At 50.0% G+C, this 12076-nt stretch carries 11 protein-coding genes and 2 tRNA genes; 10 read left to right on the forward strand and 3 right to left on the reverse strand.

Going from position 1 to position 12076, the window contains the following annotated elements; translation table 11 throughout:
- The first annotated feature begins 66 nt into the window (after window positions 1–66).
- The 4 genes from KNP92_RS04900 to KNP92_RS04915 are packed head-to-tail and all read left to right on the forward strand — an operon-like array spanning window position 67 to window position 3552.
- Window positions 67–825 carry a metal ABC transporter ATP-binding protein gene (locus KNP92_RS04900; RefSeq protein ID WP_214838059.1) on the forward strand — a complete coding sequence of 253 codons (759 nt, stop codon included), beginning with the start codon at window positions 67–69 and terminating at the stop codon, window positions 823–825.
- A complete protein-coding gene (locus KNP92_RS04905; RefSeq protein ID WP_214838062.1) occupies window positions 822–1679 on the forward strand; it encodes a metal ABC transporter permease in 858 nt (285 codons plus the stop codon). The genes KNP92_RS04900 and KNP92_RS04905 overlap by 4 nt, the downstream gene beginning before the upstream one ends.
- Window positions 1672–2094: a Fur family transcriptional regulator gene (locus KNP92_RS04910; RefSeq protein WP_214838077.1), complete on the forward strand. Its 423-nt coding sequence runs from the start codon at window positions 1672–1674 to the stop codon at window positions 2092–2094. Before KNP92_RS04905 ends, KNP92_RS04910 begins: the two co-directional genes overlap by 8 nt.
- A 45-nt stretch (window positions 2095–2139) precedes the next feature.
- Entirely contained in the window at window positions 2140–3552 is a 1413-nt protein-coding gene (locus KNP92_RS04915; protein WP_214838080.1) for an NAD(P)H-hydrate dehydratase, read from the forward strand.
- 12 nt (window positions 3553–3564) lie between these two features.
- Here KNP92_RS04915 and KNP92_RS04920 read toward each other — a convergent pair whose 3' ends face one another.
- The gene (locus KNP92_RS04920) at window positions 3565–4149 is read right to left on the reverse strand and encodes a hypothetical protein (RefSeq protein ID WP_251136393.1); all 585 of its coding nucleotides are present in this window, start codon (window positions 4147–4149) and stop codon (window positions 3565–3567) included.
- A 71-nt stretch (window positions 4150–4220) separates the two neighbouring features.
- Entirely contained in the window at window positions 4221–5342 is a 1122-nt protein-coding gene (gene ispG, locus KNP92_RS04925) for a flavodoxin-dependent (E)-4-hydroxy-3-methylbut-2-enyl-diphosphate synthase (protein WP_024371469.1), read from the reverse strand.
- Window positions 5343–5626: 284 nt separating this feature from the next.
- Between ispG and KNP92_RS04930 the strand changes: the two genes are divergently transcribed.
- Complete coding sequence (locus KNP92_RS04930) at window positions 5627–7246, forward strand: methyl-accepting chemotaxis protein (RefSeq protein WP_251136394.1); 1620 nt, start codon at window positions 5627–5629, stop codon at window positions 7244–7246.
- Here KNP92_RS04930 and KNP92_RS04935 read toward each other — a convergent pair.
- Window positions 7243–7704, reverse strand: coding sequence for a hypothetical protein (locus KNP92_RS04935; RefSeq protein ID WP_251136395.1), 462 nt, complete (start codon window positions 7702–7704; stop codon window positions 7243–7245). The genes KNP92_RS04930 and KNP92_RS04935 overlap by 4 nt on opposite strands.
- A 196-nt stretch (window positions 7705–7900) precedes the next feature.
- Between KNP92_RS04935 and KNP92_RS04940 the strand changes: the two genes are divergently transcribed.
- The 5 genes from KNP92_RS04940 (at window position 7901) to KNP92_RS04960 (ending at window position 12062) form a co-directional block, all read left to right on the forward strand.
- A complete protein-coding gene (locus KNP92_RS04940) occupies window positions 7901–9526 on the forward strand; it encodes a Na/Pi cotransporter family protein (RefSeq protein WP_214840209.1) in 1626 nt (541 codons plus the stop codon).
- 107 nt (window positions 9527–9633) lie between these two features.
- A tRNA-Met gene (locus KNP92_RS04945) sits at window positions 9634–9707 on the forward strand.
- A 7-nt stretch (window positions 9708–9714) separates the two neighbouring features.
- Window positions 9715–9788: transfer RNA gene (locus KNP92_RS04950), tRNA-Ile, on the forward strand.
- A gap of 111 nt (window positions 9789–9899) precedes the next feature.
- The gene (locus tag KNP92_RS04955; RefSeq protein ID WP_214838086.1) at window positions 9900–11369 is read left to right on the forward strand and encodes an alpha-amylase; all 1470 of its coding nucleotides are present in this window, start codon (window positions 9900–9902) and stop codon (window positions 11367–11369) included.
- 84 nt (window positions 11370–11453) lie between these two features.
- Window positions 11454–12062, forward strand: a complete 609-nt coding sequence (locus KNP92_RS04960; RefSeq protein WP_214838091.1) for a superoxide dismutase — start codon at window positions 11454–11456, stop codon at window positions 12060–12062.
- Window positions 12063–12076: the final 14 nt, after the last annotated feature.

Here is a 12076-nt window from a genome sequence, read left to right on the forward strand (position 1 = left end):
GTATAATACAGACGCTAAGAGAGTAGAAATGATTACGATTTAATTGATGAGAGAAGGTTAACGATTATGACGACACCTGTCGTGAAACTACATCACGTGTCCTATTATTATGATGGCACAGCCGCGCTCCAGGACGTGTCCATCGAGATCGGGCAAGGAGATTTCGTGGCCATCGTCGGCGAGAACGGGTCGGGAAAATCGACGCTCATTCGGTCGATTTTAGGTTTGTTGACACCCCAGAGCGGTTCGGTCGAACTGTTTGGCCGGCCCCAAGCCCAATTTAAAGAGAAGTCCCGTATCAGTTACGTTTCCCAAAAAGCCGCCTCATTTAACTCAGGTTTCCCGGTCACGGTCGAAGAAGTGGTCGCCATGGGTCGATACGGAAGAATCGGTCTATTTAAACGATTGAACATGGAAGATCAAGCCGCCATCCAGAACGCCCTCGAGACGGTCAACATGTGGCAATATCGCGACCGTAAAATCGGAAGTCTGTCGGGCGGTCAGCAACAACGGGTGTTCATTGCCCGTGCGATTGTTAACCAGCCGGATTTGCTCATTCTCGACGAACCGACGGTCGGCGTCGATCAAAAACATTTGCGTGATTTTTATGAAGTCCTGCACCTGTTGCGCGAGCACACGTCATGCACGTTCATTCTCGTCACCCATGATTTGAACGTCGTGACCGACCTTGTCACGAAAGTTGTCCATCTCGACAGAGGACGGCTGGCATGTAACTGCGGTTTGAAAGAATATAGCGAACTGAGTGAATTGACGGCCATCAAGCCGTATCCCGTCAAATTGCTCGTTCATGAAGGTTCATCATGATTTCGGATTTACTGACGTATAGTTTTTTACGCTACGCGTTCGTCGCCGCAGTCGTCATCGGGTTTACGGCCCCGCTGATCGGCTCGTTTGTCGTCGTTCGGCGCATGAGCCTAATCGCTGACGCCTTGTCGCACGTGACGCTCGCTGGAATCTCCTTCAGCCTGTTCCTCGGCCAATACGTCTTACTATTCTCGGACTTGAACCCGCTCTATCTCGGGACGCTCGTCTCGGTGCTCGCGGCACTCGGACTTGATTGGCTCCGCAACAAATACGTTCACTTTCAAGAGCTATCGATTCCAATCATGATGTCAGCAGGCATGGGGCTAAGCGCAATTTTCATTTCGCTCTCCCGAGGATTCTCGGTCGATTTATCGACGCTCTTGTTCGGTTCGATTTCAGCGGTCAGTCCGTCCGATATCGTGTTGATTGTCAGCGTGGCTATCGTCACCGTCGTCGTTATCACCGTGTTTTATAAACAATTGTTATTCCTGTCGTTCGATGAAGAACAAGCGAAAGTGTCGGGATTGCCGAGCACACTGTTGCATCTCGTGTTCATGTTCGTCGTCGCGCTCGTCATTGCCGTTAGTATGCGCATCGTCGGAACGCTACTCGTCTCGAGTTTAATCACGCTACCCGTAGCGGCAGCGCTCCGGTTTACGAAAAGTTTCAAACAGACCATTCTGTGGGCGATCCTCTTCGGTGAAGTCGCCACAATCGGCGGGCTCGTTCTCGCTTATGAGCTCGATGTGGCGCCGGGGGGCGTGATTGTCCTTTTGGCCGTTGGCATTTTAGCTGTCGTCATGGGAGTCGAGAAGTTTGCGTCATTGCGGAAGAAGGAGGCTACGTATGAATGAGACAGAACAACTCAATCGGTTGCAGTCCTCGTCGTTGAAAGTGACACCGAAGCGGGTGGAAATGTATGCATACTTGGCGCAGGAAGAACGTTATGTCAGTGCCAAAGACGTGCTCGACTATATGCGAGCGAAGCATCCGACGATGAGCTTCGATACGGTTTATCGAAACTTGAAGTCGTTCGCTGAGGAAGGACTGCTCGAGGCGACCGAGTTAGGTGGGGAGAAGTCGTTTCGTGTCACATGTAGCGCGGGCCATCATCATCACCATTTGATTTGCCGCGGATGCGGCAAGACGAAATTGCTCGACCTTTGTCCGATGCGGTACGTCGAGACGCTCGATCCAGACTTTGAAGTGATTGATCATAAGTTTGAGATTTATGGGTATTGTAAACAATGTAAGGCTGAGAGGGATTGACGTCGTCAATCCTTTTTTTGCTACATCGGGGAGGGGGAAGGAACGATGATTTACACGGCAAGCGAGATTAAACAGGCGGACGAACAGGCGAAAGCGCAAGGCATGCCAGAAGCCGTCTTGATGGAACGGGCAGCTTCGGCTATCGCATCTCGACTTCAGTTTTCGTCCGATGCGTCCGTGCTCGTCGTTTGTGGCACTGGGAACAATGGTGGGGACGGTTGGGTGGTGGCGCGCGAATTGGCGCAGCGTGGGCATGACGTGTTCGTCTGGTCACCGCACGGGTCACCAAAAACAGAAGCTACCGCCATGCATGCGGCGTACGCCGAGCCGTTCGTCACCATCGTGGACGATCCACCGGCGACAGATTGGATTGTAGATGCCTTATTCGGGAGTGGATTGAGTGGGAGGGTAACCGGTAATGGACGAGACGTCATCGCTTGGCTTACACGTCAGCCTGCACCGATCGTCTCCATCGATGTACCGTCTGGTGTCCCGAGTGACACCGCACACGATTTTGACGGACACGCCGTTCAGGCGACGTTGACGTATACGCTACATGGATTCAAGCGCTCGGCTTTTTTGCCGAAAACGGCACCGTATTATGGGAAAGTGGAACGAATCGATATCGGGTTGCCGCATACGTCAAGTTGGCGTGTCCTAACGGAAGCCGATTTCGATGACAGTCTGTTGACGCGAGAGCGGTTCAGTCATAAGACGACGTATGGACGTGGTCTTTTAATTGGGGGGAGCGAGTATTTAATTGGTGCGCCGTTTTTAGCAGGAAGGGCGGCGTTACGTACCGGTATCGGCTTACTCGAATTGATTGTGCCAGAGCAGGCAGCTCCCTTAAAGGCAAATCTTCCAGAAGCGATGTATACGACGGCCGACACTATTGCCGAAAAGGCGATGGATGCGGTCGCGATCGGTCCCGGTCTCGTCGAAGGCGAGACGCTCGACCGGCTATGGAACGAAGTTCGTCAAACATCCATGCCGGTCGTCGTAGACGCCGGTGCATTATCACCAGAACGAATCGAGGCGACGGGTCCATTAATTTTGACGCCACATCCTGGAGAGTTCGCGCGGTTGACCGGAAAGACGGTCGAAGAAATCGAGGCGGACCGTTTCGGTGTGGCGCAGGCGTTTGCGAGGCAACACGGTGTCCACTTGATTTTGAAGGGGACGCATACGCTCATCGTCACGCCAGAAGGTACCGGCGCCGTCAATGCGGTCGAAGCATCGGCTCTTGCGAAAGGGGGGAGCGGGGACGTGCTGACCGGCATGCTACTCGCGCTGTGGGCGAGGACCAATCGAATCGAGACGTCCCATAACCCGAATGAACAAGCCGTGCTCTGGCATGCCCTTGCGGCAAAGAAAGTGACTGAATCGATTCATCCGGCGAGCGTGCTTGCGAGTGATATCATCGAGGCGATTGGGCGTATACGAAAAGAGGAATCCTGAGATTCCTCTTTTTTAGCGGCTGGAGATGGAGCGATTGACTTCAAAATGATTGACATGGTGAAGTGCCTCTTTCCATGAGACGATGCGTTTTACGCCATCGGGTAACGGTTTTCGATTGTACGGTGCATCAAACAACAGCACCGGAATCTCCGTCTGCTCATGAATCGAGATCGCATTCTCATAGCGGTCTTCCATAAAGAGGTCGAGCGACAAGTCTTTGACGACCCCGACCTTATCATGACTCCCCGTCATGATAAGTGAGTCGAGCGGCAGCGCCTGTTGCTTAATCCAATCTTCGGTCACCGCGCGGACGGCCTCGCTTCGCGCCGTCACGTAGTGAAGATGGTGCATCTTTCGCATATGCCATAAAACGTCACTCACTTCCGTATGTGGGAGCGAGCGACGATAAATTTCTTCTTCATGTCCGTGTTCAATCATGAACTTCCAAAAATCTTGTTGCGTCATCGTCGTATACGTATGCAACTCGTATTCGGTCGCGCGCTGATAGTCGATTGCATAGCCTAGCGCGTCGTTCATGTAATGAAAACAACTTTGCGGATCCGTGACGGTCCCGTCGAGGTCGATTCCGATATGCATGTTGGTCCCTCCTTGTTCACAGAGTCTATTGTAACAAAAACCCGCTCGGTTGCAACCGAGCGGGTGACAGGTTATTTTGATTGATTGGCGAGTTCTTGTTCTTCGAGTTCACGTGCGGCAAGTTTTTCGGCAACGATGGCATCGATTTCTTTCTTCAACTCTTCAACCATTGTCGCTTCCGGTACCTTCCGAATAATCTTCCCGTGACGGAAGAGGAGTCCTTCGTTCCGGGCGCCGGCGATACCGATGTCGGCTTCACGTGCTTCCCCTGGACCATTGACCGCACAACCGAGGACAGCGACTTTAATGTTGACGTTAATGTTTTGAATGTATTCTTCGACTTCTTTCGCGATTGAAATCAAATCGATTTCAATTCGTCCACACGTCGGACACGAGATGAGCGTCGCCGCGTTCGCAGCGAGTCCGAACGACTTGAGCACTTCTTTCGCGACTTTTACTTCTTCGACGGGGTCGTCTGAAAGCGAGACGCGCACCGTCGAACCGATTCCGAGTGAGAGAATCGCGCCGAGACCGGCCGCTGATTTGAGTGAGCCGGAGAAGAGCGGGCCCGACTCGGTGATTCCGACGTGGAGCGGATAATCGAACGTCTTCGCGGCGAGCGTGTACGCCTCGAGCGCGAGGTTCACGTCTGACGCTTTGAGCGAGATAATCGTGTTATAAAAACCGAGGTCTTCTAGGATTTTCACGTGGTGCATCGCACTTTCGACCATCCCTTGTGCCGTCGGATACCCGTATTTCTCGAGGAATTGTTTTTCGAGCGAGCCAGCGTTAACGCCGATTCGAATCGGAATTCCTTTCGCTTTCGCCGCATTGACGACCGCCTCGACTTTTTCACGGCGTCCGATGTTACCCGGGTTAATCCGGATCTTATCGACGCCACTTTCAATCGCTTTTAGTGCCAATTTATAGTCGAAGTGAATATCGACGACGAGCGGGATGTTGATACGGCTCTTGATTTCAGCCAACGCGTCTGCGGCCCGTTCATCCGGACAAGCGACACGAACGACTTGGCATCCGGCTTCTTCGAGACGTAAAATCTCAGCAACGGTCGCCTCGACGTCATGTGTTTTTGTCGTCGTCATCGATTGAATGACGACTTCATCTGATCCCCCGATGATGAGGTTGCCGACACGAATCGGGCGAGTTAATGAACGATGTAGTATTTCTGACATATACATGATCTCCTTCTTTTGGAAAGGTTCCAATCGATATAAGATGATAGGTTTCCTATTTATCATAACGAAATGTTTATGAAAAAGCATCCGGCAAGCGTTCACTAGATGTGCTCTTTACAAAAGCTAACGTTATCTTAACAGATGCTTCATAATTTTCCACCGTCTTAAGACCGATATAGTGACCGAATAAAGAGTATCGAAAGGTGAGGATCGGATTGAAGTGGAAAAGAAGTTGGAGAAAACCGATATGGAAAATTGAGCGAAGGCTGCAATGGATGCTTATGCCGAGCGTCATTCTTTTCTTTTTGGCGACGTTCGGATGGTTTGCTTTTCAAGCGGAGAGACAGGTAGCAACGGAAATCGAGAAACGATTGGACCGAGAAGCGACAGTCGTCCGCGAAGCGGTGAAAGCGACGTATGGCGCTTATGTGGCCAATGAAAAGTTGCTCGAGCGTTCGTTGAAGTCGACGTATATGCAACAAGCTTCACTTTTATCTGCGGACGGACTCGAAGCGAGTCAATATATCGTGAGCGAAGGTCAGCTCGAACACTTGACGGGGAAATCGATTCGAACACTTGACGCCGTCGCTTTGCCCGACGGTGACACGAGTTCTCGCGTCATTGAAGGACCGGATACATTCATCTCCGTCATCGCCATCCCTGAACTTCGAGCGGATTACGTTCTCGTCGTTTCGAAAGAGTCCGTGCTCGGTTCGATGTGGGCGTTACGAAAACAAGTCATCGTAATGATCATTGGATCTGTCATGTTGATTATGTTGCTGTTCAGCCGTCTGATTCAAAGCGAGTTGCGGCCCGTTACCCTCTTCTCTGAACGGCTGCGACGTGCCGTCGAACTGAGAACGTTCAAGCCGGTGAATTTGTCCGCTACATCATTTGAAATGCGGCAACTCGAGCGAGAATACAATACGCTGATTGAACTATGGAACACATCGATCAACACGTTGAGCAAGACGGCGATGGCGCTTGAATCCAGTTTGCCTACGTTCACGCATCAACTCCAACGGAATGCGCATCAGCTGACAACGTTTCGAGAAGTCGCGACCTCATTAGAAGAAACGAGCGCATCGTATCAGTTTTATACGAGTGAGACGACGCATCGCTTTACGGACGTCACACAACAGATTGACAAGCTCAATGACGATATTCGACACGTCGAGGAGCAAGCAGAAGCGTTAAAGGGAATGATTATGAACGAGCGGACTTCCTTTCACTCGCTACACGGTGAAAGTCAGCAATTCAAGTCGAAAGCGGATGCGATTCAAGAACGGCTATTGAACAGCGAGTCCGTCTCCAACCAAGCGGAGCACGCGCTACGGACGATTGTATCCGTCGCCTCGGCTACGAAAATGCTCGCACTCAATGCGTCGATTGAAGCGGCTCGAGCGGGCGAACATGGGAAAGGGTTCGCGGTCGTCGCGAATGAAGTCGGTCAACTTGCAAAAGTGACGAATGACGCTTCGGTTTCAGCAGTAACGGCGATTGAAGCGATGCGGTTCGAGCGCGAAGAGACGCTAGAAGACTTAGAACGATTTAATCTAGACATCGCGCAGCTTGGAAACCAGTTGACCCGTTTAGAAGCGGGGATTGAAAAAATCGATGCAGGTGTACGTCGTCAAGTTGCGTCCTATCAAGCGATTGGTGAAACGACGCGCGCCACGGGGGAAGAGCTGACACAGATGGCACGGGCGGTCGAGCCGCTTGAAGAGATCGGGCAGGCGTTCGAAGGAAAACTCAAACAATTTTATACCGGGGTTGACGTGTTTTCGGACGCACAAACGACGTTACACGTCTCAGGGGTGGAACTTAGCGCGCAAAGTCAGCACGTGCATCACGTCCTTCAAGCATTGCAACCCGTTCAAAAAGACAACCAAGACCGTTAACGTGGTCTCGGTTGTCTTTTGTTTTTGACGGGTGCATGAAAGAGCGGATAGGTGACATAGAAGACGATTAGCCCGAACCCGACGACGCTCCATTGTGGGGATGCATGATAAAGGACGATGACGAGAAACATCGGAACGATCGTCATCGCGACCGCGTACGGCCAGGCTTGCCGATACGGCCAAGCTTTTCCTTGTCGCACTTTTGTTACGAGTTGGACGTAAATGGCGGTAAAGGCAACCGTAATCATATAGAAGAAAAAAATCGCAAAGCCGTGTAAAAATAGCCACATCGGTGCAAAGAATTCGGGCTGTAAAAGGATGTAGTCAACAAGCGTGACGAGTAGGGTCAAGATGAGACTTGCAAGCATATACGCATGGAGCGGGGCGAGCCGAAGCCTGAGCGCTTGTTTCGTGGGAACAAGACTTTGGCGTAAAAAAGTGACAGTCGATGTAAGCATAAGACGAAACTCCAATCTGTTATAATACAATTCTTTAAATAAGCAATGAATAAGTACAGTGGTTTAATAAAACCTTAACATTAAACGTGTTTACATTCGCCCGGGGTAGAAGGCATAATGAGTAGGGCATTAACAACCAAGCAAACACAACCAATTCACAATCAAAAGGAGTACAAAAATCGTGGAATTACAAGAAATGTTATTCATGTTTTTTGGAGGTTTAGGAATCTTCCTCTTCGGGATCAAATCGATGGGAGACGGCCTTCAAAAGTCAGCAGGAAATCGTCTGCGCGACATCCTTGATAAGTATACAACGAATCCATTTCTCGGGGTACTCGCCGGGATTATCGTAACCGTTTTGATTCAATCGTCGTCAGGTACGACCGTCATCACGGTCGGACTCGTTAGCGCCGGCTTCATGACGCTTCGTCAAGCCATCGGTGTCATCATGGGGGCGAACATCGGGACGACGGTCACGGCGTTCATCATCGGTTTCGATGTCGGGGCGTACGCGCTTCCGATGATCGCACTCGGTGCCGTCTTGTTGTTCTTCTTTAAGAAAGAAAAGTTCCAACATCTCGGACAAGTCGTATTTGGACTTGGTGCACTCTTCTACGGACTTGAACTCATGGGTGACGGGATGCGCCCGCTTCGTTCAAGTGAATACTTCATTGATTTGACACAATCGATGAGTGACAACCCGTTCCTCGGTGTCATCGTCGGTACGGTGTTCACTGTTATCGTCCAGTCGTCTTCTGCGACAATCGGGATTCTGCAAGAGCTTTACGCGGGTGGTTCAATCGAACTCGATGCGGCCCTTCCGGTTTTGTTCGGTGACAACATCGGGACAACGATTACCGCAATCCTTGCGTCGATTGGTGCCTCAGTGGCAGCACGTCGTACAGCAGCAGCACACGTTATCTTTAACTTGATTGGTACGGTCATCTTCTTGATCATCTTGCCACTCTTTACGCAGTATATTTTCTGGATCACAGATTTATTGGCGATTGAGTCGAAAATGCAAATTGCCTTCGCTCACGGGACGTTCAACGTTGCGAACACGCTCATCCAGTTCTGGTTCATCGGAGCGATTGCTTGGATGGTCACAAAACTCGTACCTGGCGAAGACTCAATCGTCGATACGAAAGCGCAACATTTAGACCCAATCTTCATTCAACAATCACCGTCGATCGCTGTTGAACAAGCGAAATACGAAGTAATTCGCATGGGTGATTTCGCGAAGCTTGGTTTGGACGAGGCGCGCAACTACATGGCGACTGGTGATAAGAAACACTCTGAAAAATCAGCACATATCGAAGAAGCGTTAAACTCGCTCAATGCGAAAATCACAGATTACCTCGTGAAATTGGCCGCGGTCGATTTGACTGAGCAGGAATCAAAAGAGCACAAAACGTTAATGCATGCCATCAATGACATCGAGCGAATCGGTGACCATGTGGAGAATATCATCGAGTTGATTGACTATAAGACAGCGACTCGTGTGACGCTCTCGGCAGATGCGCAAAAAGAATTAACGGAAATGTACGACTTGACGCGGGCGACACTCGAGAAGTCGCTTCAAACACTCGCAAGCGGGGATATGAACGAAGCCCGTCAAGTGATTGAAATGGAAGCGAAGCTCGATATGCTCGAGCGTCAGTTCCGTAAAAACCACGTCGTTCGTCTCAACACGGGCGAATGTGACGGTCAAGCTGGTATGTTCTTCGTCGATATGCTCTCGAACTTGGAGCGGATCGGTGACCATGCGATGAACATTACAGAAATCACGCTTGAAGATGCCAATAACGAAATGACCGTGTAATGTTAAGCCTTCGTCCACGCTCCCGTGGACGAAGGTTTTTTTTAGACATCTCCTGATTTCATTGACAGTATGGCAATCATTCATATATTATTACTGTATAACAACATGGCGGTGTAGCTCAGCTGGCTAGAGCGTACGGTTCATACCCGTGAGGTCGTGGGTTCGACTCCCTCCGCCGCTATTGATAAGGACCCTTAGCTCAGCTGGTTAGAGCAGACGGCTCATAACCGTCCGGTCGTAGGTTCAAGTCCTACAGGGTCCATTGTAGACAGCTTTCAAAATGAAAGCTGTCTTTTTGTTTTCAAAGTGGAAGACGTGGGTAAATATTCGTTAGCATTTTGTTTTTTGAAAAATATGAAATGAGGCGAATGAGATGGAACGAAATCATACGATGATGCAATTCTTTGAGTGGCATGTCCCAGCTGACCAAAAGCATTGGAAACGATTGAAAGAACGTGCCGAGGAATTAAAGGAAGCGGGCATCACCGGTTTCTGGTTACCTCCGGTCACGAAAGGTCAGAGTAAAGAGGACACAGGGTATGGCATTTATGATTTGTATGATTTGGGCGAGTTTGAACAAAAAGGTACGGTCGCCACAAAATACGGAACGAAACAAGAGCTGCTCGAAGCGACGGAATACGTCCAGTCGCTCGGGATGCAAGTGTATATGGACGTCGTGTTGAACCATAAAGCCGGAGCGGACGCGACCGAAAAATTTAATGTGCTTGAAGTCGACCCGGAAGACCGGACAAAGGTGTTGTCCGAAGAACCGTTCGAAATCGAAGGATGGACGAAGTTTGACTACGAGGCGCGTAACAATAAGTACTCGTCATTCAAATGGAACTTCCATCACTTTAACGGTACGGACTATGATGCGGCGACGGAACACAGTGGCATTTTCTTCATTCTCGGGGAAAACAAGAAATGGAACGATAACGTCGACAGCGAGTTTGGTGTCTACGATTACTTGATGTTTGCGAATATTGATTATCATCACCCGGAAGTGAAGGAAGAAGTACTCAATTGGGGTAAATGGTTCATCGAAGAGACGAAATGTGACGGCTTCCGTCTCGATGCGATTAAACATATTAACTACGATTTCGTCAAAGAGTTCAGTCAAACGATGAAGGAAGAGAAAGGGGAAAACTTCTACCTCGTCGGCGAGTTCTGGAAGTCGGAGCTCGAAGATTGCCGAGCTTTTCTCGATAACATCGATTATCAAGTCGATCTCTTTGATGTCCCACTCCATTACAATTTGCAACGGGCGTCGGTCGAAGGGGAGTCGTTCGACATGCGGACGATTTTTGATGACACGCTCGTTCAGTCCCATCCGCTCCATTCGGTCACGTTCGTGGACAATCACGACTCTCAACCAGACGAGGCGCTCGAGTCATGGGTCGAAGATTGGTTCAAACAAATCGCCTACGGTTTGATTTTGCTTCGTAAAGACGGCTATCCATGCGTATTTTATGGAGACTATTACGGCATTAACGGGCCGCATCCGTCAGAAGGGAAGAAGGATGCGATCAATCCGCTCCTTTACGCCCGTCGCGAGAAAGCATACGGCCAACAAGACGACTACTTTGATGATGAACACGTAATCGGCTGGGTCCGTTGTGGTGTCGAGGAGATCGAACGCTCAGGCTGTGCCGTCCTCATCTCGAACTCGGAAGAAGCCGAGAAACAGATGTTCGTCGGGGAACATCGCGCCGGGGAGAAGTGGGTCGATTTGACGAACACGGTTGATGCCATCGTCGAGATTGACGAAGACGGAAATGGGGTATTTAAAGTGGCGGCGGGGTCAATTTCAGTTTGGGCGTTACCAGAAGCTGACGTCGAGTAAAGCATTACAATTGAGAATGCCGTCACAAATCTGTTACATTTAAAACGAACGTTGTTCACACCAAATTTAAGGGGGATTTTAGTTATGGCTAAATTTGAATTACCACAACTTGATTACGCATACGATGCACTTGAACCACACATTGACGCACGCACGATGGAAATCCACCACTCGAAACACCACAACACATACGTCACGAACGTAAACAATGCACTCGAAGGAAAAGATGTGGAGTATTCTTCACTCGAAGAATTGCTTCAAAACCTCGATTCTCTTCCTGCTGACATTCAAACGGCAGTACGCAACAACGGTGGCGGACATTGGAATCACTCGTTCTTCTGGAAGCAATTGAAGAAAAACGAGAACGGTGCGCCAACAGGTGAACTCGCTTCAGCGATCGACGAAGCGTTCGGTAGCTTTGATGCCTTCAAAGACGAGTTCGCAAAAGCGGCAGCAAGCCGATTCGGTTCTGGATGGGCTTGGCTCGTCGTGAAGAACGGCAAACTTGAAGTCACATCGACACCGAACCAAGACTCCCCAATCATGGAAGGCGTTACGCCGATTCTTGGACTTGACGTCTGGGAGCACGCGTACTATTTGAACTATCAAAACCGCCGCCCGGATTACATCCAAGCGTTCTTCCACGTCATCGACTGGGATCACGTTGCAAAGCTTTACGCGAACGCAAAATAAGTATTTTTCCCGGG

Origin of the sequence: Exiguobacterium sp. s122 (assembly GCF_018618475.1) — a bacterium.
Taxonomy (GTDB): Bacteria; Bacillota; Bacilli; order Exiguobacteriales; family Exiguobacteriaceae; genus Exiguobacterium; species Exiguobacterium himgiriensis.